This is a genomic window from Alteromonas genovensis, assembly GCF_010500895.1.
Taxonomy (GTDB): domain Bacteria; phylum Pseudomonadota; class Gammaproteobacteria; order Enterobacterales; family Alteromonadaceae; genus Alteromonas; species Alteromonas genovensis.
The window spans coordinates 148,629-175,089 of sequence record NZ_JAAAWO010000007.1 but is presented as its reverse complement, the minus strand read 5'-3'; the positions used below and the strand labels follow the sequence as shown (position 1 = coordinate 175,089).

The window sequence follows — 26,461 nt, the reverse complement described above, 5'->3', positions numbered from 1 at the left end:
TTTTATACTAATAGAGGAGCTAATTTGTTACAGACTGTTTACTACAGACTAGTAATATTTTTGGCTTCTGTTAGAATGCGCGCCATCTCGCCAACGGCAGTTTGTCTAGCATAAGTTAGGCAACATCAACGCAATAAAGAGACAATGAACTGGGTTGACTTCTCCATATTGGGTATCATTGCGGTATCGACCTTAATAAGCCTTATTAGAGGGTTTGTTAAAGAGGCCATTTCCCTTGTGGTGTGGTTTTCTGCACTCTTCATTTCCAGTAATTTTTATGCCGACCTTGCTGTTTACTTTACTGCCATAGACGATCCTTACATTAAAAATGGCGCAGCTATTGCGGCATTATTTGTCTCTACACTTATACTAGGTGGCATGGTTAACTATGTGTTTAGCCAGCTAGTTCAAGCCACAGGCTTATCAGGCACCGACCGTGCATTAGGCATTGTTTTTGGCGCATTGCGCGGTGTTCTCATTGTTAGCGCTTTACTCTTTTTTATGGATACCTTTACAGGTGCTGCAACCGCATTGTGGTGGCAGGCGTCGGTACTTATTCCTGAGTTTGGTGTCATTATTGAGTGGTTTTTCACGTATGTGAAAGGCTCATCCAGTTTCTTAAATCCCGTTTAAAATAGGTAACGCACATGTGTGGTATTGTCGGAATAGTTGGTAAAACCCCCGTAGCTCAGTCTCTTTATGACGGTTTGACGGTTATTCAGCACCGCGGGCAGGATGCTGCAGGTATAATGACTATCGATCAGAATATGTTTAACTTACGCAAGGCCAATGGCTTGGTGCGAGACGTTTTCCACACCCGCCATATGAAGCGTTTAACGGGTAATATGGGGATTGGGCATGTTAGATACCCAACAGCGGGAACATCAAGTTCAGCGGAGGCACAGCCTTTCTATGTTAACTCACCGTTTGGTATAGCGTTTGCTCACAACGGTAACTTAACCAATGCCCACGACCTTCAGCAGGAAGTATTCCGCATTGCTCGTCGCCATATCAACACGACATCTGATTCTGAATTATTGCTTAATATCTTAGCCCACGAGTTACAACAAGTTGCTGGCTTAAGCGTAAGTGCCGAGCACATTTTTGAAGTGGTCACAAAGGTACATAAGAAAATTCGCGGCGCGTATGCGGTGGTTGCAGCCATCATCGGCCAAGGTATTGTTGCTTTTCGCGACCCTCACGGCATTCGCCCACTTGCGTTAGGTAAGCGAATGACGGAAGTGGGGGAAGAGTGGATGGTTGCCTCGGAAAGTGTCGCTATTGATGCTGTAGGCTTTCAGTTCGTTCGCGATGTGGCGCCAGGTGAAGCCGTGTTTATCACCGAAGAAGGCCAGTTGCATACTCGCCAGTGCTCGGAAAACCCAATTACCTCGCCCTGTATTTTTGAATTTGTATACTTTGCCCGCCCCGATAGCTTTATCGACGGCATCTCAGTGTATGCATCACGTGTAAATATGGGTAGAAAGCTCGGTGAAAAGATTAAGCGTGAATGGTCTGATTTAGATATCGACGTGGTTATTCCTATTCCTGAAACGTCGATGGATGTAGCGCTACAAATCGCGACTACTCTTGAATTACCGTATCGACAAGGTTTTGTGAAAAACCGCTACATTGGCCGCACCTTTATTATGCCGGGCCAGACGTTACGTAAAAAGTCAGTTCGCCGAAAGCTAAATGCGATTTCGTCTGAGTTTAAAGGTAAGAGTGTACTGCTAGTCGATGATTCTATCGTTCGCGGCACTACGTCAGGCCAGATTATCGAAATGGCAAGAGAGTCAGGAGCCAAAAAGGTTTACTTCGCTTCAGCAGCACCTGAAATACGTTTTCCAAATGTGTATGGCATAGATATGCCATCCGCTAACGAGCTCATTGCCTATGGCCGTGAGATTGATCAAATAGCAGACTTAATCCAGGCAGATGGTCTTATCTTCCAAGACATTTCAGACCTAGTAGAAGCGGTTCGTGAAGAAAACGAAAGTATTCAGCGTTTTGAAACATCAGTGTTTGACGGAAACTATATTACCGCAGACATAGACCAAGAATATTTAGAGCGAATTGATATGTCTCGTGGTGAAAAATCGAACCAAGCGCCAACCATGCAGGCTGAGCTGAGCAATTTAGATGTTCATAACATGGACTCTAACTAGTTGATGCACGTACGCGTACTTTCGTGAATGCTGTTTTGAACACTATTGTGCTCACTATTGCTAAGGTCAGTGTGCAGAGATGACACTCTGAAAAGTAACCATTAAAAATGCCGCTTTTAAAGCGGCATTTTTGTGTTTATTGCTAATACGATAACGTCAAACCCGATAACGTCAAACCAGTTAACATCACCACGTTAATGAATAAAAACAGGCCCACCTGATAATCCCCACACTAACACCGAGCCAGTCATTAATATTACTAACAACACAAGGCCGCAAGTAACCACCGAGCTAGAATAAATAAAGCCTTTGTCTTCATGCATATGCATAAGAATGGGAACACCAGAGTAGAGCAAATAAACCGAGTAGCTAATGCCCACTAACAGTGCCGTCATCACCACCCATAATTCAGGGTAAAGACCGGCTAAGCCCACCATAAATATGGGAGTGGCTGTGTAGGCGGCAAGCTCAAGTGATTGTGTGTAGGTAGGCGAGCTGTCAAACGCTTTTGCAAGCTCATGAATTAAAAGCGCTAGCGCAACCACCCCAGCGATTAAACCGAAGTACATGCCTATGCCCATCATAATAGCGCTGTTTTCGCTAAGTCTAATAACGTCACCTGCACCAATGCTCCAGCCTGTATGAGCGCTAGAATAATAAGCAACAACAGAAGGAATAAGTGCAATAAATGCAATATGGGTAAGCGCGTAGAAATAGTTTTCGTGTTTAGTATCAATTGTCTGCCACTCTTCTCTTGGATGAGTGTAGATACCGATGAGGTGATTTAGAATCATAGTCCCTGCCTTTTTAACAACGTTATTATTATAAAAACGAACGAGTGTATTGTTTTGGCAGTGAGGTTTTACCCTAAAGTGAACGCATCAAAGCGAACAAAGTAGAGTGATCTCGGTAAGGTAAACACGCGGTTTATTTATAAGTAAACCAGTGACCGCCTGTTATTGACTCAAAATACATAAAGCGTGCTTGCTGTTTCTCAAGCTTTGAACTCTTTAACTTTCAAGTTCTCGAGTTTTACAGCTTTCGAAGCTATAAGTTTCAAACTTGCAGTTTTCTTACTTACACTGGCGCTTACATCAGCGCTTATATCGAGCTTGAATTAGCACGCCGCTAACTGCCGTTAACAATATTTTTACAATTTCAGTGTGCAGTAAGAACATACGGGCGTCAATAAATATTGACTAAATAATCGTCTGTTCGGCGGAGGCTGTGTTTATAACGTTTAGAGTGTTTCGGTCAAGGCTATATATGTGAGAACTGAGTTTATCCAATCAAACTTTTAAGATCAGTACATTTTTACAGCGTTATTGACAAATACACACCCAACGGTAAATACTAGGGTTAACAATGATAGATATGGACATAATCATTAAAGCGCTCGTATTATATTTTATAGCATTTGCTGAAAGCCGGCATTGGGGAAGACTAGGGTTGTGGATTCGCTCTGTAGCGCTAGTATTCTTAATCCTTCTCGATCCGTTTAAGATAACCACTGCGACTGACAATGCATCTGCAGATATCCTAAATAGGGTAAATGCCCTTTACTATAGCAGTAAAGGGCAAGACGAAATTGTCGTGGTGCTCATAAATGATGATTATCTCAACAACAATGGATTGAGTTGGCCCCTCTCTTACGTTCAGCAAGCCGGTTTATTTAAACGAATTTTATCATACGAGCCAAAAGGGCTTTTTGTTGATCTACTTTACACACATGATAGGTCTGCGCGGGGAGATTCCCCCGAGCCATTAGCCAATATTTTTAATAGGTACAGCTCAAGAGTACCGATCTATCTTCCACGTGTTAATAATTCGGCGCTGTCCGGCTCCAATTTCTTTTCAAGTACTGATCCGGTAATAGTTCAATGGGACGGTTACGACAGCTACTATCCCTCACAGATTGATTCTTTATCTACCCCTGCCTTTGCCCTATACAGCCAATATTGCAACGGTGACTCTCAGTGTTCTATTCCTGAAGCGCCACCGCCAATTGCTTTGCAATGGGGAATGGAACTATCTAGCGCCCAGTACAGCTTGACGAATAATGCAAGCTGCATGTCAGAGCAATATACGCTGACAATAATGTCGCAAATTCTTCTGTCAGAGGTATTTTGGAAATTTGTGCCAGAGTGGCGTCAACGTTGTGCTTACTCCACTACGTTGCCACCAGACTATTTATCTGCCACTAAAAGTGAGGATAAAAAGATTTTGAAAGATCTTTTAAAAGACAAGTTCGTGATGGTTGGCGCATTAATTCAAGGTGCACGTGATGAAGTATATTCACCTGTTCATGGAAAAGTAGCCGGGGTTTATTTTCACGCAATGGCACTTGATAACTTGATAACGTACAAAGAACAGTATTTCAGACCTGCACCAACGGTTTTGGGTAGTATCGATTTGGCAGATATAACCGATTGCTTATTGTTTCTGCTGGTCTTTATGTGGCGAGAGAAAGTTGCTGAAAGGCAGTCTGAAAGCAAGACTATTGGTGCAAGCGATAAAAGGTTTATAGCGGTCTCGGCCATAATTCTTGTTGTACTTCTCTTAGCTGTCGTTATCGTTTTTTCATATCTACTTAATTTTGAACCAATCAATTGGGTAGCACAGTTAACACTTATCCTCTCTATTTTTGCAGTAAAAATAAGGCTGTTCACACCGTTAAAAACATCTATTACATACCTTAAAGGTCTTACCAAGGAGAAAATCGTATGATGAAAAAATATTCTGCCGCGCTAACGTTACTCATGACGTTTAGTGTAATAGCAAATGAACCGTTAGCCATTACAGGCTTTAGTGTTGAGGAAATTGAAACACTCGATGCAAAAGGGAAGGTAATTGCAACGGTCGCCGTAGACACTCTTCCAAGCACTGACATACCCGTACTTGAGAGAAACGATGTACTCGACCTCGTTAAAATAAAGAATTCAAAGGGAGAGGTAGTGTGGCTGGATACATATTTCGTACAGCTGAATAAAGGGAAGGTAGTCGATTTACCCTGTTATAAAATAAGTGAGACAGGGGCAAAGGATAAAAGAGAAACCGGCACCATGGGTTTTGGGGGAGCGTGTGAAAATGCGAATTAATTCTACTTTTACTAAGCTAACCATTATTTTGGGCTCTTTATGCGCTATCAGTGCTTGTCAAAGCACTATTGAAGGAGTGGGCGATGCAATGGGTAACCTCACTGGCAAGAGTATTCACAATAGCTTCGATGGAAAGTACATCTCTCAACCGCAAGTTGCTGAATACAAACAGCGAGAAGATGAATTTAGTGGCACTGAAGGAGTGATCAGTTACTCGGGAAAGGATATTCCAAAGCAGCAAATTCGGCAGTCTCACGTCGTTCATTCTCCGAGATTAAAAAAATACCTAGATGGTATTCTTGATAACCTCATGGCTCAATGGGATGGCAGTCCAGTAAACGTTCAAATTCAAGTGGTTCATTCTCAGTCTTTTGCGCCTTATGCTGATTCCTTCGGTATGATAAGCATTCCCATTGGTACACTGAACAATGTGGAAAGCGAAGACGAGTTAGCTATTCTTATTGCGCATGAGGTTAGCCACATTCTTATGCGTCATCACGAGCGGGACGCTGTAGTTCAAGACAATAAAGAAAACGTCAATATGCTAGCCAGCGCAATTGTTATGGCAAACGTTGCGAAAGACACTAGTTTTGTAAAACAGGGTAAATCAAGAACACTTGAATATAACCCAAGCGAGCAGGGCAGTGATAATATTTCAAAGGCAATGGTTTACAATGCTGTGATACAAACGGTGTCTGATAGTGTTTGGAATACGGCTTGGAAGAGAACCCAAGAAGATGAAGCGGATTTGTTAGGGTTTGACCTTGCAATTGCCGCTGGATATTCTCCGCGAGCTCACTCTCATGTGCTAGAACGGCTAGAAAACTTTCAAGGAAAGCAAGAAGGCATGCTGTCTGCTTTTTGGGAAAAGCAGCAAGAAGCCCTGACTGGAGCCTTCAAGGCAGGAGATTTAGGAGGTATCAGCCAACAATTTAACGCATTCCTAGTAGAAGGACTAAGCACATCTCTTTCAACTGCCGCTGATTACTTTCAAAAACGGCACATGGCGCCTGATGTGAGAGAAGAAAATATAAAGTCTTACGCACTAAGAGTGTATCGTGATGAGGTAAGGCGCAAAGTAGATCGTCAGAAATGGAATGAAGTAAAAGAAGTTTCAGAAGTTGCAACGGTGCTGAGTAGTTATAGGGTAGCGTTTGAAGCCTCTAATGCTTTGTCTGCGGGCGATATTGATACAGCGATGTCGCTTGCTCGTGAATCGCAAACTTCAATCACAAAAAACCATCCTTACATGCGAGAGCTTATGTATAACATTCGGATGGCCAAAGGTGACAGCATCAAAGCAATGCAGAATTTAGATTTAATTGAAAGATGGCAGGATGCGTCTCCCTCTCTTGTAGAAATAAGGGTTGAGCGTTTGATGAAGCAACAAAAATTCGAAGATGCTCTTGCTGCTATTGAAAGTGCGGAAAATACATTTGGTAATGAAAGCTTATTCATATTGCAAAAAAGTATCGCTCTTTCGAATACTGGTAATAATGAGGAAGCTCTTTCCACTCTTGATAAATGTGAAAAATACGATGAGTTTAAATTAAGCTGTCAGTCATTAAGAGAAAGGATAACTTAATTAGTGATTATAGAGTTGGAAATTCTTACTAGGTAAAAGCTGTGTAGAATTAACTCAGTTCTTCTTTCACAAAAAGTTTCTAAGGCTTTTAACAATAAAAAACGGGCTGCGCTAAATTCAAACGCGGCCCGTTTTTTTAAATAAAATGAGTTCGAGCAACCAGTTTACGAGCGCAGTTAAGCCATTAAACTTTCAATAGCAGGGAATCCGCTATGAAACCTAAACTCTTCATCTGGCGTTTTGATGAGCTGCTTTTCAACATCGCCGAAAAGTGAAACCCGCTCGGTAATGTCCACGGGCGAAATCGCCGCGGCAAGGGTCAAATAGTCCTCAAAATGACGAGCTTCTGAACGTAATAAAGACACATAAAACTTGCCGAGTTCATCAGACACATGTGGAGCAAGTTTTGCAAAACGCTCACAGGAGCGGGCTTCAATGTAAGCGCCGCAAATAAGCTTATCTACTAACTTTTCTGGCTCGTAAGTGCGAACGTGTTTAAGTAGTCCGTTAGCGTAGCGACTAGATGTTACCGATTTATACTCAAACCCAAGGCGATGCATTATCTCAAGCACTTGATAAAAATGGTGAAGTTCTTCTTTAATCAACATCACCATTTTATCCAACATGTCTTTTTTAACGCTGTCTAAGCCATCGACATTGAACACGCTCTTTGACAAATGCTTTGTGTTTAGAGACTGCCAGTCGCCAACGTGTCTATACGTAAAATCTTCATAAGGCTTAAGCCAACCTAGAAGTACTTTACTGGTTTCTTCATCTGCTACATAACGGCGAAGCAAGTACATGGCGCTCTGGGCAGCTTTTAACTCACAAATTAAGTGGTCGGTAAGCAGCATACGAAGGTTCTCTTCTTTTTTTGCTTCATCTAACCATGCGTCTGGTGTATTACATTGCAAAAACGCATTTACTGGCTCAAGGAGAGAAGATATTTCTGAAGATGATATTGCAGACATTAATGTACTTACCTGATGAAATGACGTGAAAACTGTTACGATTAGCATTCTTGTAATAATGCTGGATGCATGAACTGACAGCATAAGCGCTGACTGCTTAGCAGCGTTGCTGACTATTGTTTACAAATTTTACCTGATGGCCCCTGTTACACACAACCGAAATAAGAACCAAACAACATTATGAATTATTTAGCTCATCTTTTTCTCGCTAAACCAACGGCAGATTCCCAATTTGGTAATTTGCTAGGCGACTTTCGTCGAGGAGTCGATGTCACTTCTTTTTCACCGTATGTGCAGCGGGGGCTTGAGAATCATTATGTAGTGGATAAATTCACTGACCAACACGACTTAGTGAAAGAAGCGAAAACACTGTTTCATCAAAGCAGGCGTCGATACGCTCCCGTCGCTATTGATATCTACTTTGATCACCTGTTAATTAAACATTGGGCTCGTTTTGCTGACCAGCCATTTTCATCATTTTGCTCTCAGCGATTTGAACTGCTAGAAACGCGGCTGCCGCAAATGCCACGCACAATGCAGCATAGCGTTGGCCATATGATCACTCATAACTGGTTCGACGATTACGCAAGAGAAGAGGGAATTGCTAAGGCTATTACAGTGGTAGCGAAACGCATTCGCTTTAAAAATGACTTTCATAAAAGTGTGGATGATATTGCAAGCAATAAAGCTAAATTGGAGAGTGTGTTTCTCTCGTTTCTTCCTGAGCTTATTGAGCATGTTAATGAAAAGGCGATAGAAAATTAATCGCCCAGATTAACCGCCCTTAGCGGAATTGCACTCTCTTTGCCAACTCTCTCCGTGAACTCAACCTACGAAATCTCTCTGCGAATTTTCTGTAGGCTTTGTCTTCGAGCGTATGTGTGAATAAGCCTCTACAGAGGTATATCGACTAATTTCGTTAACTTATCGTTCTAATTAGAGAGAATAAGCCACTAGGGTTATAGTGGTTGTGTCAATAATCCAAACAAAAAGAAGCGTGTATGAAAATGACAATATCCTACTCAAACACTCGTAAAGCGGCAGCGTCGTATTGTCTGCTGTTTCTTTCACTATTTACGTTTAACGCTATTGCACAAGAACACGACCGTGCTATCGAAATAGACAGTAAAGTTGTAACCGAACATGAGACCAAAATTTTAGGCAAGCGGGTTAAATACAGTGCCACTACTGGCACCCAGCCCGTATGGAATAGTAAGGATGAAGCTGTCGCAACGCTTTTTTACACTTACTACAAGCGCACCGATGTAAAAGATGATGCCAAAAGACCCCTTATCATTTCATTTAACGGCGGGCCTGGCTCTGCGTCAGTATGGATGCATGTGGCGTATACAGGGCCTCGTATTCTCAATATCGATGACGAAGGCTATCCAGTGCAGCCTTACGGCGTGCAAACCAACCCATACTCAGTATTAGATGCCGCTGACATTGTGTTTGTTAACCCGGTTAATACAGGCTATAGCAGAGTGTTGCCTAATGCCGAGGGCAAAATGCCGTCACAGGAAGAGCAGAAAAAAATGTTTTTCGGCGTTAATGCCGATATTAGCTACCTTGCAGATTGGGTAAATACCTTTGTTACCAGAAACAATCGCTGGCGCTCTCCTAAATACCTCATCGGCGAAAGCTACGGTACTACGCGAGTGTCAGGCCTTGCCCTTGAATTACAAAATCGTCAGTGGATGTATTTAAATGGCGTTATTTTAGTTTCTCCAACCGATATTGGTATTGAGCGTAATGGCCCGGTAAAAGCGGCTAACCGCTTACCTTACTTTGCTGCGGCAGCGTGGTACCACAATAAGCTAGATTCAGAGCTTCAAAGCAAGGACCTGCTTGAATTACTGCCAGAGGTAGAAGACTTTACTATTAACGAGCTAATACCGGCATTAGCGAAAGGCGGCTTCATCGAGCCAGAAGAAAAACGCAAAGTGTTGGCAAAAATGGCTCGTTACTCTGGGTTGAGTGAAGACGCTGTTTCGCAGAACAATTTAGATGTCAGTACCGCGTTTTTCTGGAAAGAGCTGCTGCGCGATGAAGGCAAAACCCTTGGCAGACTAGACAGTCGTTATTTAGGTATTGATGCTAAGCAAAGTGGTGATAGACCAGACTACTGGGCCGAGCTTACCTCTTGGCTACACTCGTTTACGCCTGCCATTAACTACTATCTCCGCGAAGAGCTAGCGTATAAAACCGACATTAAATACAACATGTTTGGTCCCGTTCGTCCGTGGGACAGAAGCAATAACAATACGGGAAGCAATTTGCGCCTAGCGATGGCTCAAAACCCCTATTTAAATGTCATGATCCAAGCTGGTTATTACGATGGTGCAACCAATTATTTTGATGCCAAATACACCATGTGGCAGCTAGATCACAGCGGTGCAATGAAAGACCGATTAAGCTTTAAAGGCTACAGAAGCGGGCATATGATGTATCTTCGTCGTGACGACTTGAAATCATCGAATCAAGATTTACGCGAGTTCATTAAAAACAGCACGCCTGGTGAAGGTATGCCTGCTATGTATAAACGTTAATTAAAGGGGTTGACAATGAAGGCCGTAGGCTACACTCGCTCGTTGGCGATAGTTGATGAAAATGCGTTAGAAGATATCGAAGTTGAAAAGCCCAGTGCAACAGGCACCGATTTACTTGTAAAAATTAGTGCCATCGCCGTTAACCCAGTAGATTGCAAAATTAGGCAACGGGTTGAGCCACAAGGACAACCAAAAATACTTGGTTGGGATGCCGTTGGCGTAGTGGAAGAAGTAGGAAGCGATGTCACGGCATTCGCGGTGGGCGACCGCGTGTATTACGCGGGAGACCTTACTCGTCAAGGCACCAACGCAGAGTATCAATTGGTTGATGAGCGTATTGTAGCAATAGCGCCAAAGTCGCTCTCTGATAGCGAGGCGGCAGCGCTGCCGCTGACTACCATCACGGCTTACGAATTACTCTTTGATCACCTGCTGCTAAAACAGCAACAAGAAAAAAGTGATGAAGTGGTGCTCGTGGTTGGCGCCGCAGGCGGAGTAGGCTCTATTATGCTGCAGCTACTGAAGGTGCTAACTGGCGCTACAGTTATCGCCACAGCGTCTCGAGATGAGACGAAATCGTGGGTTAAGTCCCTTGGCGCTGATCATGTTATCGACCACAGTAAACCTATGGCCGAGCAAATAAAGGCACTTGATGTAGGGCAGGTAACTCACGTTGCCAGCTTAACTAATTCCGAAGCCAATATAGAGATGTTCGTTGAGGTAATGAAACCAAGAGGCAGGCTAGCGTTAATTGACGACCCTGAAAGTATTGATGTATCGAAGCTTAAGCAAAAAAGTTTGTCGCTGCATTGGGAGTTTATGTTCACTCGCTCCATGTTTAAAACCGACGATATGATTGAACAGCACCGTCTGCTAAAACATGTCGCCGATTTGGTTGATAGTAAAAAAATCAAAACCACAGTGGGTAAGCATTTAGGGAAAATAAATGCCGAAAACCTTATTACTGCGCACAAGCAGCTTGAGGCCGGAACCGCTGTCGGTAAACTCGTGCTAGAAGGTTTTTAAAAAATACCTATCACTAAGTGACAAGAAGGGCGTTTATACGCCCTTTTTCGTGTTCGTCGTGTGTTTCATTAATGCAGCATTACTGGAAGGAAGCCTATTTGAAGAGAAAAATCATCTCGGTGATTAATAACAAGCATAGCAAGTGCAGCTGTTACACGTGACGATATCACCTTGCTGAAACGTATAAACACTATTTTTTAATCTATCCCTCCTTAAATCAGTATAAATAGATGTTATTACAAGTTCTATTTAGCCTGATATTACTGCTATGCTGGTTTTACTATAACGTTTACAACCCTCTGTAAATGTTCCTCCTAATGAGTGAGAAGAGTTTGGCCTTAACTAATATTGGTAGTGATCATTACCTCTTCACTGAATTAAAAGATTTATTAAAAAGTGATGACCGCTTGTTTAATTTCATTGAGAGTTCTGCTCTTGATGGGGTTTGGTTTTGGGATCTGGAAAATCCTGAAAAAGGCTGGATGAGTCCCACCTTCTGGAAAATACTCGGTTACGACCCTACCAGTAAACAACACCTTAAGTCCGAGTGGCAAAATATTGTCAATAAAGACGACGTTAAAGTAGCCCTTCAAAATTTAGAAAGTCATTATGCCGATAAGGACTCAACCTTCGAGCAGGTCATGAGATACACCCATAAATCGGGACACACTATTTGGGTTCGCTGTCGTGGCGTTGCGATAAGAAACAGTGAAGGTAAACCTATTCGAATGCTTGGTGCGCAGACGGATGTTTCCGACATCAAAGAACAGGAACAGGCGCGAACAGAGTATGAGAAAAAGCAGAAGCTCGCTTTTCAAAAGCAGGCCACGTTACTGGATGAACTCGAAAAAACCGCCAATATCGGCACGTGGGAAGTCAATTTACAAACAAGTAAGGTAGTTTGGAGCGACCAAACAAAACGCATTCATGAGGTGCCGCTCGACTATGAACCAAATCTAGAAGAAGGCATCAATTTTTATAAGCCAGGAGAAAGCCAAAGGCTAATAACTGAGGCGGTAGAGGCAGGGATCAGCGAGGGTAAGTCTTGGAACCTAGAGCTTGAACTTGTCACTGCAACCGGGCGAAATATTTGGGTAAGGGCTCAAGGACGACCTCAATTTGATAGTGGTGAGTGCACAGGGCTATTCGGCGTTTTTCAAGATATAACGCCGCAAAAGCAGATAGAGGCACAGAAACAAAAAGTTCGTGAACGGGCGGTCGCAGAATCAATACGGCTACAGGTCGCTAACGATGCTCTTGGTATGGGAGTGTGGGAGTTCGACCTCATTACCGAAGAGCTGCTTTGGGATAAGTGGATGTACTTGCTTTACGGTGTGTCCGAAGAGCAGTTTACCGGTGCATTTGAAGCATGGGAAAACACCATACACCCGGATGACATTGACGATGTAAGAGCACTGCTCGATTATTCAATAGAAAACGATGTTAAATTTGATACTCAGTTTCGTGTGGTAGTGCCAAACGGTAAGATTAAACACCTCAAGGCCAACGCTATTATTCTTCGCAATGACGCAGGGAAGCCAGTAAAAGCCATTGGTGTTAACTACGATATTACCGATAAAGTCGAGACTATGAAGGTGCTTGAGCAAGAAAAGCTGCGAGCAGAGGCAGCAGCAACAGCGAAAAGTGATTTTCTTGCGAATATGAGCCATGAAATACGTACGCCTATGAATGCCATTCTTGGTGGTCTTCAGTTGTTGAGAAACTCAGATATCCAAGGAAACCTTCGTACGATTCTCGATAACTCCGCATTCTCAGCACAAAGTTTGCTCACCATTATTAACGATATTCTCGACTATTCAAAAATTGAGTCGAATAAACTCAGTATTGAGCTTGCGCCATTTTCGTTATTAGAGGTACTTAGTGCTGTTAAATACGACATGGATGAAATGCTAAGCAGCAAGGGCGTGGCCTATTCTGTCGATATAGATGATAATTTTGAAGATGGCTGGATTGGTGACATTGTTAGGGTAAAACAAATACTCTTGAACCTTGTTTCGAATGCTGTGAAGTTTACCAGCAAGGGCTCTGTGAGAATAAAAGTTGCCAATTGCGAACACAAGGGCAAACAAATGATAGCCATAAAAGTTATCGACTCTGGCATAGGCATGAGCAAAGAAGCCCAACAGCGCATATTCGAACGTTTTGCTCAAGCCGATACCAGCACCACTCGGCGTTATGGTGGTACAGGACTGGGCATGGCTATCACATTAAGCTTAATAGACTTGATGAATGGAGATATTAAGCTCAACAGTATTGAAGGTACTGGCACAACAATAACCGTGTTTTTGCCACTTGAGCCAACACAAGTTGATACGCAAACTAGGGCTAAAAAGTCACTGTCTGCCCCATTAATGTCTAACAAAAAGATACTGATTGCTGAGGACAATGCTATTAACCAAGTGGTTATTCAAACCATGCTAGAAGATACGATGGCTGCAATAACCATGGTGGATAACGGCAAGCAAGCGGTTGATGCGTTACAAGAAGAAGACTTTGACCTCATTCTAATGGATATACATATGCCGGAAATGGATGGTGTGGAAGCCCATAGACAAATAAGCGCAATGAAAAAGCATATTCCTGTTATTGCGCTTACCGCTAATGTAATGCCTGAAGACGTAGCCTATTATTTAGAGGAAGGGTTCGACAGTCATTTAGGCAAACCAATAGACATGAATCAACTGTTTGGCATGTTAAAGCAATACAGTCGATAGTTTGCCTGTAAGCGTCACAGCTACTATTTTCTGCTGTAGGCCTTTAAATAACTCACATCTTAAAAAAGTGCATTAGACTCCTGTCTTTTGCACTTTTGCACTTTCGCCTTTTGCACCCTTTGCCTTTTACACTATTGATTTACTCTACTAGCCCTAAATCAACACACCTAAACCAGTAGGGCCAAATCAGCAGACATAGACTGGTCATGCTCAGAGCTTTTTACGCTCAAGTGAGACAGTCTCAAATCTGACAGTTTTAAGCTTAAGAGTCTCAAGCTTGAGACTGTCTCGCTTGACAAGTCCAAGCTCGAAAAAAAGTGCATAAGTCGGTTAGGGACAAGCCTTGGCTATAGGTCTAAATTTACCAGTGTACGACCAGACAACTGACCTTTTAAAATAGCGTCAATTTTTTCGTCTAGCTGAGATAAACCGACCTCGGTGGTTAATGCTTCAAGTTGATTAAGTTTCCAATCACCGGCAAGCTTATCCCATAGCTTTACTCGAGGTGGCACGGGGCACTGTACTGAGTCTATGCCTAGCAATGACACTCCCCGTAATATAAAGGGGAATACACTTACATCAAGCTGAGCTGAAGCGGTAAGCCCGCAACAGGTAACCACACCACCGTATTGAGTCGACTTTATTGCCTGAGCAAGAAACTCACCGCCGACTGTGTCCACCACACCAGCGTATTGCTCTTTAAGCATTGGGCGTTCTTTATTCTCTAGCAAGCTATCGCGATTTATTACGCGGGAAGCGCCTAAAGACATAAGGAAGTCGGCCTGTGAGTCTTTACCCGTGCAGCCTACAACGCTAAACCCTGCTTGGGCGAGCAATGCCACGGCGACGCTTCCAACGCCTCCTGTTGCACCCGTGACAAGTATTTCGCCGTCTTCTGGCGTTACATTGTTTTCAACTAACCCTTGTACAGACAATCCTGCGGTAAAGCCTGCAGTGCCTAAAACCATGGCTTCTTTTAACGACAGGCCGTCTGGTTTGGCAACCGCCCATGACGAAGGAATTCGGATATATTCTGCAAACCCTCCAGAAGTATTCATACCCAGATCGTAGCCCGTTATGATGACATCATCACCTTCGTTAAACGCGTTATCATCGCAAGACACAACAGTGCCTGCTGCATCAATGCCTGGGGTGTGAGGAAAGTTTCGGCTTACGCCAGGATTGCCTGAAGCAGAAAGCGCATCTTTATAGTTAAGCGAGGAGTATTTTACTTTTACAAGAAGCGCCCCTTCAGGAAGTTCATCCACATGTCGCTCAACCACAGAACGTGAAAAGGTTTTATCTTCAGATTTCTCTACGAGCAATGCTTGAAATGTTGTCATTGTAGCTTTCCTTAACTGTTATTTACTTGCAGTCCATTCTGACGGTAAATTTATTTTGTGCAAGTATGCACTTTTTAGTAGGGTAGTACCCAAAATGAAACTATTGAGCTTTATTGAGGGTGCAGCATGGCGCAAGTATTAAAAACGGATAGTGCTCGCTTAAGTGAGCATAATAGTGAGCTCGAAATAGAAAAAGAAAGCGAGCGTGAGAACAATCAAGAAACACCGCAATATATTTGCGGTGTGGCTGTTTCACTTGAGATTATTGGTGGTAAGTGGAAAGGCGTGATTTTATGGCACTTATGCCACAAAACACTTCGATTCAGCCAGTTAAGACGCCGATTGCAAGGGGTGACACAAAAAATGCTCACCCAGCAGTTGCGAGAATTAGAGCGAGATAAACTTGTAAATCGTAAGGTTTATGCCGAAGTGCCACCGCGGGTAGAGTATTCGTTAACTGAGCTTGGGCGTACATTAGAGCCTACGTTGCGTCAGTTATGTGAATGGGGAAAAGATTACAACGATAATCATCGCTAAACGCCGGTCATAAACAGAAAATTTCTTTTAAAAAAGCATAGGCTAGTGAATATACTCTCAATACGCATGTGAGAATAGTGGCTCAAAACACGCCACCCATATATAAGATGCTTTTAGTAAATACTTGCAAAACAAGATTCTTAAAGCAAGCCTCTAAAGCCAAAGCTCTTAATGAAAGAAAGGTTCGAAACAGAAATTTCGAGCCTTTCGTGTTGACTACATTCGCATTGTCGTTGCGGCGATTAGCCTAACAATTCACTAATTTTCAACGTAGATGTCTTCTCTCCATCTTTTATATGGATAGCGGCATCCACAGCATTAAAATCAGTAGTCGTAAAGTCAATTTCAAGACGTGCGCTATCTCCTTGATTTTCCCAGTTCAAAGCAAGCAAGCTTTCTTCATACGACACAGAAAAATCACCATTAAACGCGTTGCTGTGATTTCGTAACTTAATGAGCTCAAACAACCCTTTAACAACCGGCTTTTCAACGGCTTCTTCTACCATTTTAGTCGACAAATAGGGGCGGTTTATATCGCGGCCTACATTGGTTTTAGCCAGAAGCTCCATGTCGTTATCGGCGGCGAGTAGGCCCCCATAGTAAACTTGTGGAATACCAGGGCTGAAGAATTGGATGGCGCGGGCTAAAAGATAACTAAAGTCGTTCTTACCCAGTGCATCGTAATAGGTACAGTTTACCTGATACAAATCCACATTATTCGCTGCAGCCCCGGTGGCTTTTCTCGACTCGCCGTTTGAATTTGTATGTATTTGTTCCACAAGCGCGTTTATCGCCTCGTTTTCAAGGAGTCCGGGCTTATCGCCATTTGCACCAACATCAACAATGCCAATACCGTCGTGGGTATCTAACACAGTAAAGCAGTTGCGTGGAGAAATAGATAACCAGTGGGCTAGGGCACTTGCATCTTGAGTAAACAGGGTATGTAACACTAATGGGGGCAATGCGAAGTCATACACGGTGTCGCAGCGTGCAGCAATATCAATTTGCGTTTGATAGTGGCTGTGAATTTCGACAAGACATTGCATGTTCATAGAGCGCGCGCGGGTGCTCAATTCTTCAATAAACGCGAAAGTCTCTTCAAGCATAAAGCAATTAGTACCAGCTCGTTTAATGGCGTAACCCGCAGCATCGAGGCGAATCAGGTCGACATTACTCTCGGTAAACGAAGTAAGGATAGACGACAAGTAGTCTTTCCCAAGATCAGACTCAACATCTATATCAATTTGATTTGAGGTGAATGTCGTCCAAAAAGGTACCGTTTCATTGCCTGCAATATCATAGTCGCTAAAAAAAGGTGTTGGGCGAGGTCTAAAAACCTGTGCAATCTGTGCATCAATTTCAGCGTCGGCTTTACTGTTAAAAACGTCTTGTTTAGTCAAAAAAAGAGGCCAGTATGTTGAGTCTTTACCGTGCTGTAGTACATCACGAAACTGCTGACTCTGCGCTGACATATGATTAACAATAAGGTCTGCCATAATATCAACAGACTCACCCATTTTCTTTACATGGCCCCAATCGCCAAGACGCTTATCGACACTTGTATGATCAATAGGGTCGAAACCGGCATCTTCACCATCAAAGGGATAATAAAATGGTAATAAATGCACACCCTTAAATAAGTTGGCCAGTGCACCATTTAAAAGGCTGTTAAGGCTTTCGATACTGCCATCGCCCAATCTATCTGCATAAGTAATTAACTGAACGCCGTTGCTTATAGACATTGAAATTCTCCGAAAATACGGTTGTTACAGTAGGCGCAGTAAGCACGCCTTGGTATGTAATGAATACCATTAAGCAAGAACCGCTTTATTAAAGTCACTTTCAATAAGGTAGAGGTTTAGCTTAACAATCAGTGACACGAGAGTAGAGTCGTTAATCCTAACGACCTTATAACTCGAGCTTTTCTTAATCGATTAAGTTTCTATGGGAGAATATAGCAATGGATTGTTGATTTGTAAATGAGATGTTTATTTGTACAAGGCAAGTGAGAAAGTGCGGTAATTTGTTACAAGATGTTCGTTTTAAAAAGAAAAATAGCGAGAGTGAGTCTGGAAATGCTAATTATTTTAATGAGTTAGCGATTGTATTAGCGAGATTATTTATTTTTTTCAAAGGAAAGAATCTGTTACTTGATGTCATTTAAAGATTAACATCAATCGCTGTTGTGCTTATACTCTGGGTACTAGGATAACAATATCAATCACATAGAAAAGGAAGTCTGGCCATGTTCGCCTGTAATCTTGCCTATAAAACCTCAATTTTGTCGTTAAGTTCGTTATTTATTCTCACCGCCTGTGGTGGAGGTGGAGGTAGCGATAGTGGTGGTAATTCGAATATTGGAAGTGGGTCAAATCCGCCACCTTCTGCTCCTGCAATAACGCTGTCAGGTTATGATAGTCAGGCTGCATTAAGTAGCCTCTCAGCCATGGATAGCATGCTACAAATTGGCTTTATGTCTCAAAACACTTTAGTGCTTAACCGTACCTCTGGTTCAACAGGCGAACTAAGCTGTAGTAATGGTGGATTATTTGAACAAGTGCATTCTGATAATGACAGTAATGGCGAGTTTTCAGGTGGGGATACGGTAACCATTAATTATCGTGAATGCTATGTCGCAAGCTTAGACGATGTTGCTGACGGGAGTGTTGTTTACGATATCGAAGTATTTGCTGAGAATGAGAGTTTTACTGCAAAAGTAGATTTAAGCGATTTAACGATCGATGGTGTCATAAATCTTGATGGCGTAATGCGTGTCAAGTATGAGGGTGAAACATCAGAAAGTTCACTTATCGTAAATACAGTAGGCAGCGTACCGCTTAATTTCAATAGTCAAAAAGTGATGACTTTCAGCAATTTTGAGATTGTAAAGCAGGATGATTATCAAACTGCGAAGTATCGAGTCGGGGTCAGTGGAAGTATAAACGACGAGGAGCTAGGAGCTACTTACAGTATTTCACAGTTGCAAGGCTTCTCAGGCTACTTAAATGAATATCCAAATGAGGGAGAGATTTCTATTTCTACTTCTTCATCAGATGTAGTAACGGTAACTGCAAATTTCGTCGAAAATTCAACTTACTTCAATGTATCGTACGATTCAGACACTTATTTATTGCAATGGGGTGATGCAATCGAAGGCGCAATGATGGGCGTTAGTGCACAATTGCCAGACTATATTTTTCCATTTCGCTCAGATAACTTTGCCTTTGTCACCGTTGCCAATAAGTCCTCGCTAGATAAGTTTGGTTTAAGTGACAGTGTTACCCTACTATTTTCTCGCCCAGTAGAATCGGTGAGCCCGCCCTATGGTGAATTTGCATTTGGTGCGAATGAGTATCCTTATGTCGATACTCCTGCATCAATAGAAATTAACGGGGCTATGGTTATTGCTTCGCCTGAACGCGCTCTTCAGGCTGATAGAAACTATACTTTGGTAGATATCGAGGTGGTAGCGACGAACGGTCAAATTGACTATGTATATTTGCCGTCAATTCAAACAAGCAATGAAATTATTCCAGCTATAACTAGCCAATCAAAACTATACCGTTTTAATGATACTCCGTTACTTAATGCGGCAGAAACAACCAATAACTCAAACGGAGAGCTCTCTTTTCAGTGGCGCGAGGGTAGCAGCGCGGGAGTGGTTTTTGACAATCCAACTGGCGCAGAAACGAGATTTACCGTACCAGAAGAAGCAACTGACGATCTTTCTATAGAAGTTGTTATCACTGCATCCTCAGGTTACAGCGTGACCGAAGAGTTGACTATCAGTTACGTTGAACCAATGAGTACGATACTGAGCTTTGACAGTCCTCAAGGAGACTATATCGGCGGGGGACAAAGCAGGTTCTATACTGATGCGGACGGTGTATTCAATGTTAACTCTTACGAAGAAAGTGCAAACTATTTGGACGTTTCGTTTAATGGAAACGATTGGTGGAATTTAGACCTAGCAGCGCCATCCGACCAAGTTATTGGTGTAGGCATATATGAAGGGGCGAGAAGGTATCCTTTTCAATCTCCCACATCTCCGGGCTTAAGTTTCACTGGGTCGGGAAGAGGATGCAACCAAAGCAGCGGTAGATTTGAAATTTTTGAATTGTCATACAATGAATCTGGTAAGATCGAAAGTTTAGCTGTTGATTTTGAACAGAGCTGTGAACTTACCAACCCAACTTTAAAAGGGCAGTTCCGGTATAATTCGAACATGCCGTTAAACCCACAGTAAGCCAGAGTTGGGGGTTATAAATTGATGTTTATAAGCCTAGACATCACCTAAAAGTGTAATTTGAAAGCCCGGTTCTGCAACCGGGTTTTTTACGCCTGTTTACTTTTCACCAGAGTTATAGCACTACAGTGTATATGCAGGCACGATACTATGATCCCGTCATAGGTCGGTTTTATTCAAATGATTCTGTTGGAGCTTTGGGTCATAGCAAGATTGCTCATGGCTTTAATCGTTATGCTTATGCTAATAGTAACACGTATAAATTTATCGACCCGACAGGTGAAATTCCGTTAGTAGTTGCAGCTATTTGGATTTTAAAAGAAGTTGGCGGTGAAGTTTTTGAACAGACTACGGGAATCCCAGCCACAACAGTCAAAAACACTGCTAAATATGGTATTAAGAAAGCCATGAAACAATCCATTAAAAAAAGAAAGAAAATTGAAGGTGTATACAAATTCAAGGAAGGAGACCAAGAATATAGTCTCACGATCTAAACTTGCGGAATTGTATGGGAAGTCACATACCTCAGCGTTGAGTGATTTGAGTATTTTCTAGCACACACCACAAGAGGTAATGCATTTGCATTACCTCTTAATTCATACTAAAATCAAAACCAATAACAGAAGTAAAAGGTATAGGTTGTTATGGCACAAGTTGCTTTAGAAACTGAATCAACACTTACAGACCGTTTTCAAACCACAGTGCCTAGTCCTGTTCGTAAGGCGTTGCAGTTAGGCAAGAAAGACAAAATTAAATACGCTATTCAGTCAGATGGCAGTGTTGTTATTTCGCGTGCAGAAGCACAAGAAAGTGACCCTGTGCTCGGCGAGTTTTTATCTTTCATAGCGCGTGATATGCAAGCTCATCCTGAAAGACTAGAGCCGTTATCAGCAAGTATGCGTGAAAGCGTTGATGCGATGGTTCAAGGTGTTGATATTGACTTAGATGCTCCGTTATTGGATGAGGACGAGTAAGTTTGCAAAAAACGATACCAATGGTTGTAAATGGTTGGACACTTTACACTCATCCGTTGTTTAAAGAGCAATACCTTAGCCTCAAATCACAAGTTGAAGCTTTACGTAAGAAAGATCCAAAAGGCTACCTTAAAAAGAATGCCACGAAACGATTGGCTGCAATTCAAAGACTAATCTTTGAATTAATACCACATGATCCTACCAATGCTGAATTTCGCCAAGGAAGTACATTAGGTGATGACAACAAGCATTGGTTTCGAGCTAAGTTCTTCCAGCAATACCGTTTTTTTTTTCGCTACCACCTAGAGTCGAAAGTCATCGTTTATGCATGGGTGAATGATGAAAAAAATAAACGTGCATACGGCAGCAAAACAGATGCTTATAAAGTGTTCGAAAAGATGTTGAAGGCTGGTCATCCTCCCGAGGTTTGGGATGATCTTCTAAAAGCAGCTAAGGGCGAATTTCTCTCTTCATAAGCGAACCGCTTGTTTCTCAAGAAGGACGGTAGCCTGGATCGTATTTCAGATTATTTTATTTGCAGGCACGATACTAAGATTTAGTGAACATGATGAATATAGGTGTTTATCAACGACATTTAAGTTGCTACTTCACATCAAAAATATTTTTTCTTTGTTTGAGCATGCTTATCTCATTTTGAGAAGCGACAAGAAACGCATCAAAATCTTTGATAATTTCTGGGTAAGACATTGTGGATAGTTGATAGCTAAAGTGTGTGCTTGGTGCTTGTGAAGATGCGACAAAATCTTCTGGTTTGTAACCTAAGTGTTTTGCATAGTGATGCACAACGAAAATACTGACGTCCAGGCCATCGATCATACCTTTTTTCAGCATTCGTACCAGCACACTCATAGAGCTTTCATAGATAAATTTTGTATGCCCAGCGCTAATGTGGTCCCGCCAATGAGGGCCTGGAACAAAACCGTAAAGAGAACCCAGTACTTTCAACGACGACAATGGTTTTGACTCATCTTGTTTCAACACTACTGTGTCAGCGCGTAATTTAATAATTCCTTGACTGAACACGAGATTATCAGTTTTGACGCTCCAAATAGGGCTGTCAGGTATTCGAAAATCAATGTCGTCTTGTTGGTACCATTCATCAAAGCGGGTAACGGGTAAGTGAATATATTCGAATTTCAGTCCATTTCGCTCGGCAAAAAGCTCCATTACGTCAACCAAAAAGCTTGTTTTACTCCGCTCGTCAATCTTAGTGAACATCGGATAATAATCGACGTCCTCAAGCCCTACTCGGTATACTTTTTCTTCGTTGCTCAGCGCGCTGGTTGTGAATGCGCATAACAGCAAAACAAAACAGGCTAGTTTTTTTATTGTATTTCTCATAACACTTCAACAAACCAAGTTATCGACCTAGTGCAATCCCACCCATCGCTGTTTATTAAGTATACACAAGCAGAGAGGTTTTAGTGTATTTTTGTTATTGGTTGGTATTTTCTCGCTCTTTCTCTAGCATTTTCACCTTATCTTTCCACTCGTCTAGCTTTTCAAAATAGGCGTCCCAAACGCATGGGCAGCAGGAGCCGCCACCACAGCAATCGTCTTTTAGCGGTTTTTCAGGTTCGGGTGGCGAGTTGTTTTTGGTGTGCTCACTCATACATTATTAATAAGATGTAGGCTTTGGCTGATTATGTCGTGCTGTGAAGGGGAATTCAAATTAAAGGCCTCTATGCCAGGCATAGAGGCCTTGTTTATAGCCCAATGGAATAGACTAGGTGCTTGCGGCACGTGTTTATTTAACTCTCTGGCTTATGCCTCAGGTGTCGCACTGCCGTTTAATTTCGTTCCGCTTACGTTGGTTTGTTGTGGCGGTGTTGCTGTGCCCGCAAGTAGCTCACTGTTTCCGGTTATTAAGTCGCTTAACGTACCTTTTTCACCATCAACAAGACCCACTTCTCTTAGCATTGAATCTACTAAAGGGGCGTTGGCGCGATAGTTCAGCGCAGCTTGAGTGACTTGTTCGGCCAGCCCGCTGCCCGATGTGGCAACCGTATGACTTCCTGTACTGGATGTGCCTCCTTGCCCATAGCCTTGAAGGATCTTAATACCTTCGATATTTTCAAGAGGCTTCACAGCTTGCTCCACCAATTCTGGTAGAATTTTCAACATGGCTAATGATTTTTGTAGCTCTATTTGCTCATTTTTCAGCGTATTTTCAGCTTCATACAGCGCTTGCTTACCTTGCGCTTCAACAGCAAGCACTTTTTCATCTGCTTCAGCTTGAAGCATTTTGGCATCTGCCGATGCTTTTGCTTCTGTCAAAATGGCCTGAGCGCTGTTTTCTGCGGCTTCTTTTTTAGCTTCTGCTTCAACAGTAATACTCACCGCTTCGCGCTCTGCTTCTTTGCGCGCATCAATAACTTCAATTTGCTTCTTACGTTCGGCCTCAGCTACTGACCTGGCGGTTAGTACCGCTTCTTCTTTTTCAACTTTTTGCTTTTCGGCTTCTGCTGCTTTTGCTCGTGCGGCAGACTCTTCTTCTGATTTGGTAGCAACCGCAATTTGCTTAACTTGCTCAGACACTTCAACTTCTTGTTGTTGACGAATTCTTGCTTGTTCAAGGGCTTGGCGCTTAGCTATCTCTTGGGTTTCAATCTCTCGAGACTTTTCAATTTCAGCGGCTTCAATCGCGCGATTTTTGGCAATTTCCGCTTCACGTTCTTCACGCTCTTTCATTTCACGCTGTTTGGCAATTTCGGCTTTTTGTTCCTGACGTTTAAACGCAAGTACCTGCTCTTGAGTAAGCCGTGCTTCTTCTTCGTCACGTTTAACATCAAGAGATTGCTTTTCAGCAGCCAAATTACGCTGCTCTATTAAAATGCGGTTTTCTTGCTGTATATCGTTTGTTTCTTTGCGTTTTTCTTCAATTATCTTGGCTAAGCGTGCTCGGCCCTCAGCGTCAAAGGCATTATTTTCATTGAAAAACTCAAGGTCAGTTTGGTCAAACCCAGTCAAACTTACCGACTCTAATTCTAATCCGTTTTTCTCTAAATCGTTCGCCACGCTTTGTTGCACTTTTTGCACAAAGTCGGCTCTTTGTTCATGCATTTCGGTCATGCTCATTTCTGCGGCAACGGCACGCAGCACATCAACAAATTTCGATTCCATCAGCTTTTTAACTTCCTCTGCACGAGTGGTTCTCGTCCCTAGGGTTTGCGCTGCCATTGAGATCCCACCGGCATTAGGCGCCACTCGCAAGTAAAAATCTGCTTTCACATCTACACGCATTCTATCTTTCGTTATTAAAGCGTCTTTTTGTGTTTTTTCTACTTCAATGCGAAGGGTGTTCATGTTCACAGGAATAATTTCGTGAACCACAGGCAGCACTAATGCTCCGCCGTCCTTAATCACCTTTTCACCACCAAGTCCGGTTCTGACAAAGGCGGTTTCTTTAGTGGCTCTTTTGTATAGCTTGGCAAATATTAAACCTATAACAATAAGTCCAATAACAATAGCGCCGGCAACAAATAGAATAGACGGCATATTAGTGGTTTGAATTGTATCCATACTTCTTCTCTTTTACGTTATTGATAGCGGGTAGCAAACCAGCTGTGTGGGTTCTTCTGAACCAATATTACCCGTTCGCCTTTATCAAAAAGCTCTTCCGGTTCTAATGGCTCAACTAAAACAAAATGGGGTTGTGAAAAGTTGTCAGTAAACTTGGCTTCTGCAGGGTTACCTCTCGATGCTCGCCCTATAGTAATTTGTGCAACGGCTCCTACGAAATCGTCGCTGTGCATAGCACTTGTTTCTACACTTGGGAGAAGGTGAGCAATGATAAATACGGATTTTGAGGTGATAAAAAGGCCCAATATTACCGCGGCAGGCACTGATACCAGTTTAGGCAGTGCTGTATTGAAAGTAAGTGAACTTATGCCGTTAATCGTAATACCGCTTAGTCCGAAGCAGGTAAGAAAAACCACTAGCCAGACAAGAAACGGTACTTTGTTTATGTTTAGCCAGCTTGCCAACTCAGTTCCCATAAAACCGTCGGCACTAGTCTCGCCAATCTCATCACCAATGCCGAGTAAGCTTAACCCAAATAACATGCTTACCAGTTCCAGTACGGCTATAAAGGCTATGGCGGTTAGGGCTATGCTGAACCAAAGATTTGAGGGGGATAAAAGAAGGTCTGTCATGTACATCATCCGTGATCGTGTTGGCTTTTTATACCACAGCCTAAAATATATTCCAGTAATAAAAAGCAACAGAATGTAAACGACAACATGGCGAGCAAGCAGCGCCATGCATACTTGCTCAATCACTAAGCTCGTAGGGTATTAACGTAAGTTCGACATTACCTTAATGGTTGTGCTCTCCTTCAAGTGCACGGCCATGTTGATCGTAGAAGCCACTTGCACCAGCTTCAATAAAGCCTTGAGTGACCATTTTTGTAAGGAATGGGTCGGTATGATCGTCACCAATATCAGCGTAATCCGTTGACTGATAATCAATGCGTTTAGCGAAAAAGGTGCTTACGTCTGCTTCATAATCTGTGTTGGTTAGTGTCCAAGTGCGATGCATATTGCCTTGCTCTATATCAAAGCGCTCTATCAATTGTTGTTGTGGCAACCAAACTAATGAAAAAGAGCCTGTGGCGGTTTTAAGCGTGTAAGTATCTTTTTGATTGCAGTGTTTACCTTCAGAGCTTACAAGCGTCATATTATCGATAAACGTATCGCTAATAAGCTGATAACGATAGGAGAAGTCAGTCTCTTTTTTGCCATGAATAGTTTCACCCGGCTGATATTCAATAGCGCGCTGGTGGCCATCAAAGTAACGAACGGGTTTAATCAGTTTATTGCGAACCAGTGTGTAAACTTCAGTAATTTGGGTTGATGGATATTGGTGTGCCACCTTATTGTCCATTCGCCACAACAACAGATTGCTCTCACGTATACTATGGTGCGCATCAGCCCCCGTAGCGGTATGCGTTGTAGTTTTAATGGTATAGTCAGCTTTAACCTGTTTACCGTTTTCTTTGCACATGGCAGCAGCATCATCGGCATTTACCGCGTGCACAGAAGCGGTAAGGCTAAAAGCAGTGAGAAGAATGAGTAACTTTTTCATTTTAGCTCCAGTTTTGCTCCAAGTTCGCTCCAATAAAAAGGGACGCGAGTGGATCCTCTCTCGTACATGTAAATTGAAATACAAATGGCCTTAGCTGGTAAGCTAAGGCCATGTTTTTACTTT

The 26,461-nt window shown here is 42.6% G+C and carries 23 protein-coding genes; 14 read left to right on the top strand and 9 right to left on the bottom strand.

Going from position 1 to position 26,461, the window contains the following annotated elements:
* The first annotated feature begins 144 nt into the window (after positions 1 to 144).
* Both GTQ48_RS11295 and purF read left to right on the top strand, forming a co-directional pair.
* Complete coding sequence (locus GTQ48_RS11295; RefSeq protein WP_163106795.1) at positions 145 to 633, top strand: CvpA family protein; 489 nt, start codon at positions 145 to 147, stop codon at positions 631 to 633.
* Positions 634 to 647: 14 nt separating this feature from the next.
* Positions 648 to 2,168: an amidophosphoribosyltransferase gene (gene purF, locus GTQ48_RS11290; protein WP_163106794.1), complete on the top strand. Its 1,521-nt coding sequence runs from the start codon at positions 648 to 650 to the stop codon at positions 2,166 to 2,168.
* 194 nt (positions 2,169 to 2,362) lie between these two features.
* On the opposite strand, the gene GTQ48_RS11285 is transcribed toward purF, so the two are convergent.
* Positions 2,363 to 2,962: a Yip1 family protein gene (locus tag GTQ48_RS11285; protein ID WP_163106793.1), complete on the bottom strand. Its 600-nt coding sequence runs from the start codon at positions 2,960 to 2,962 to the stop codon at positions 2,363 to 2,365.
* Positions 2,963 to 3,542: 580 nt separating this feature from the next.
* Between GTQ48_RS11285 and GTQ48_RS11280 the strand changes: the two genes are divergently transcribed.
* The 3 genes from GTQ48_RS11280 to GTQ48_RS11270 are packed head-to-tail and all read left to right on the top strand — an operon-like array spanning position 3,543 to position 6,851.
* Complete coding sequence (locus GTQ48_RS11280) at positions 3,543 to 4,895, top strand: CHASE2 domain-containing protein (RefSeq protein ID WP_163106792.1); 1,353 nt, start codon at positions 3,543 to 3,545, stop codon at positions 4,893 to 4,895.
* Complete coding sequence (locus GTQ48_RS11275) at positions 4,892 to 5,266, top strand: hypothetical protein (protein WP_163106791.1); 375 nt, start codon at positions 4,892 to 4,894, stop codon at positions 5,264 to 5,266. Before GTQ48_RS11280 ends, GTQ48_RS11275 begins: the two co-directional genes overlap by 4 nt.
* On the top strand, positions 5,256 to 6,851 hold the full coding sequence (locus GTQ48_RS11270; RefSeq protein ID WP_163106790.1) for a M48 family metalloprotease: 1,596 nt from the start codon (positions 5,256 to 5,258) through the stop codon (positions 6,849 to 6,851). The genes GTQ48_RS11275 and GTQ48_RS11270 overlap by 11 nt, the downstream gene beginning before the upstream one ends.
* A gap of 176 nt (positions 6,852 to 7,027) precedes the next feature.
* Here the strand turns inward: GTQ48_RS11270 and miaE are convergent, their stop codons facing one another.
* Complete coding sequence (gene miaE / locus GTQ48_RS11265) at positions 7,028 to 7,822, bottom strand: tRNA isopentenyl-2-thiomethyl-A-37 hydroxylase MiaE (RefSeq protein WP_163106789.1); 795 nt, start codon at positions 7,820 to 7,822, stop codon at positions 7,028 to 7,030.
* 180 nt (positions 7,823 to 8,002) lie between these two features.
* Between miaE and GTQ48_RS11260 the strand changes: the two genes are divergently transcribed.
* The 4 genes from GTQ48_RS11260 (at position 8,003) to GTQ48_RS11245 (ending at position 14,132) form a co-directional block, all read left to right on the top strand.
* Positions 8,003 to 8,587 (top strand): acyl carrier protein phosphodiesterase, encoded by a 585-nt coding sequence (locus GTQ48_RS11260; protein WP_163106788.1) that lies wholly within the window; start codon positions 8,003 to 8,005, stop codon positions 8,585 to 8,587.
* Between the two features lie 242 nt (positions 8,588 to 8,829).
* Positions 8,830 to 10,371 (top strand): S10 family peptidase, encoded by a 1,542-nt coding sequence (locus GTQ48_RS11255; RefSeq protein ID WP_420837605.1) that lies wholly within the window; start codon positions 8,830 to 8,832, stop codon positions 10,369 to 10,371.
* Positions 10,372 to 10,386: 15 nt separating this feature from the next.
* Positions 10,387 to 11,397 (top strand): zinc-binding alcohol dehydrogenase family protein, encoded by a 1,011-nt coding sequence (locus tag GTQ48_RS11250; RefSeq protein WP_163106786.1) that lies wholly within the window; start codon positions 10,387 to 10,389, stop codon positions 11,395 to 11,397.
* Between the two features lie 317 nt (positions 11,398 to 11,714).
* Positions 11,715 to 14,132: a PAS domain-containing protein gene (locus tag GTQ48_RS11245; RefSeq protein ID WP_163106785.1), complete on the top strand. Its 2,418-nt coding sequence runs from the start codon at positions 11,715 to 11,717 to the stop codon at positions 14,130 to 14,132.
* A 347-nt stretch (positions 14,133 to 14,479) separates the two neighbouring features.
* Here GTQ48_RS11245 and GTQ48_RS11240 read toward each other — a convergent pair whose 3' ends face one another.
* Positions 14,480 to 15,475 (bottom strand): YhdH/YhfP family quinone oxidoreductase, encoded by a 996-nt coding sequence (locus GTQ48_RS11240; RefSeq protein WP_163106784.1) that lies wholly within the window; start codon positions 15,473 to 15,475, stop codon positions 14,480 to 14,482.
* A gap of 126 nt (positions 15,476 to 15,601) precedes the next feature.
* On the opposite strand from GTQ48_RS11240, the gene GTQ48_RS11235 reads away from it, so the two are divergent.
* Positions 15,602 to 16,012 carry a winged helix-turn-helix transcriptional regulator gene (locus GTQ48_RS11235; RefSeq protein ID WP_163106783.1) on the top strand — a complete coding sequence of 137 codons (411 nt, stop codon included), beginning with the start codon at positions 15,602 to 15,604 and terminating at the stop codon, positions 16,010 to 16,012.
* 242 nt (positions 16,013 to 16,254) lie between these two features.
* On the opposite strand, the gene gtfA is transcribed toward GTQ48_RS11235, so the two are convergent.
* On the bottom strand, positions 16,255 to 17,754 hold the full coding sequence (gene gtfA / locus GTQ48_RS11230; protein WP_163106782.1) for a sucrose phosphorylase: 1,500 nt from the start codon (positions 17,752 to 17,754) through the stop codon (positions 16,255 to 16,257).
* Between the two features lie 503 nt (positions 17,755 to 18,257).
* Here gtfA and GTQ48_RS11225 point away from each other — a divergent pair.
* The 4 genes from GTQ48_RS11225 to GTQ48_RS11210 all read left to right on the top strand — a co-directional run bounded on the left by GTQ48_RS11225 (position 18,258) and on the right by GTQ48_RS11210 (position 21,708).
* Positions 18,258 to 20,258 carry a hypothetical protein gene (locus GTQ48_RS11225; protein ID WP_163106781.1) on the top strand — a complete coding sequence of 667 codons (2,001 nt, stop codon included), beginning with the start codon at positions 18,258 to 18,260 and terminating at the stop codon, positions 20,256 to 20,258.
* A 128-nt stretch (positions 20,259 to 20,386) separates the two neighbouring features.
* Positions 20,387 to 20,752 carry an RHS repeat-associated core domain-containing protein gene (locus GTQ48_RS11220; RefSeq protein WP_338023315.1) on the top strand — a complete coding sequence of 122 codons (366 nt, stop codon included), beginning with the start codon at positions 20,387 to 20,389 and terminating at the stop codon, positions 20,750 to 20,752.
* A 150-nt stretch (positions 20,753 to 20,902) separates the two neighbouring features.
* A complete protein-coding gene (locus GTQ48_RS11215) occupies positions 20,903 to 21,232 on the top strand; it encodes a type II toxin-antitoxin system PrlF family antitoxin (protein ID WP_163106779.1) in 330 nt (109 codons plus the stop codon).
* A gap of 20 nt (positions 21,233 to 21,252) precedes the next feature.
* Positions 21,253 to 21,708, top strand: coding sequence for a type II toxin-antitoxin system YhaV family toxin (locus GTQ48_RS11210; RefSeq protein ID WP_163106821.1), 456 nt, complete (start codon positions 21,253 to 21,255; stop codon positions 21,706 to 21,708).
* Positions 21,709 to 21,835: 127 nt separating this feature from the next.
* Here the strand turns inward: GTQ48_RS11210 and GTQ48_RS11205 are convergent, their stop codons facing one another.
* The 5 genes from GTQ48_RS11205 to GTQ48_RS11185 form a co-directional block, all read right to left on the bottom strand.
* Positions 21,836 to 22,594: a type 2 periplasmic-binding domain-containing protein gene (locus GTQ48_RS11205; RefSeq protein WP_163106778.1), complete on the bottom strand. Its 759-nt coding sequence runs from the start codon at positions 22,592 to 22,594 to the stop codon at positions 21,836 to 21,838.
* Positions 22,595 to 22,688: 94 nt separating this feature from the next.
* The gene (locus GTQ48_RS11200) at positions 22,689 to 22,865 is read right to left on the bottom strand and encodes an oxidoreductase-like domain-containing protein (RefSeq protein WP_163106777.1); all 177 of its coding nucleotides are present in this window, start codon (positions 22,863 to 22,865) and stop codon (positions 22,689 to 22,691) included.
* Between the two features lie 152 nt (positions 22,866 to 23,017).
* Complete coding sequence (locus GTQ48_RS11195; protein ID WP_163106776.1) at positions 23,018 to 24,775, bottom strand: flotillin family protein; 1,758 nt, start codon at positions 24,773 to 24,775, stop codon at positions 23,018 to 23,020.
* A 17-nt stretch (positions 24,776 to 24,792) separates the two neighbouring features.
* Positions 24,793 to 25,407 (bottom strand): OB-fold-containig protein, encoded by a 615-nt coding sequence (locus GTQ48_RS11190; protein ID WP_163106775.1) that lies wholly within the window; start codon positions 25,405 to 25,407, stop codon positions 24,793 to 24,795.
* Positions 25,408 to 25,570: 163 nt separating this feature from the next.
* Positions 25,571 to 26,338 (bottom strand): hypothetical protein, encoded by a 768-nt coding sequence (locus GTQ48_RS11185; protein WP_239060086.1) that lies wholly within the window; start codon positions 26,336 to 26,338, stop codon positions 25,571 to 25,573.
* Between the last annotated feature and the right edge of the window lie 123 nt (positions 26,339 to 26,461).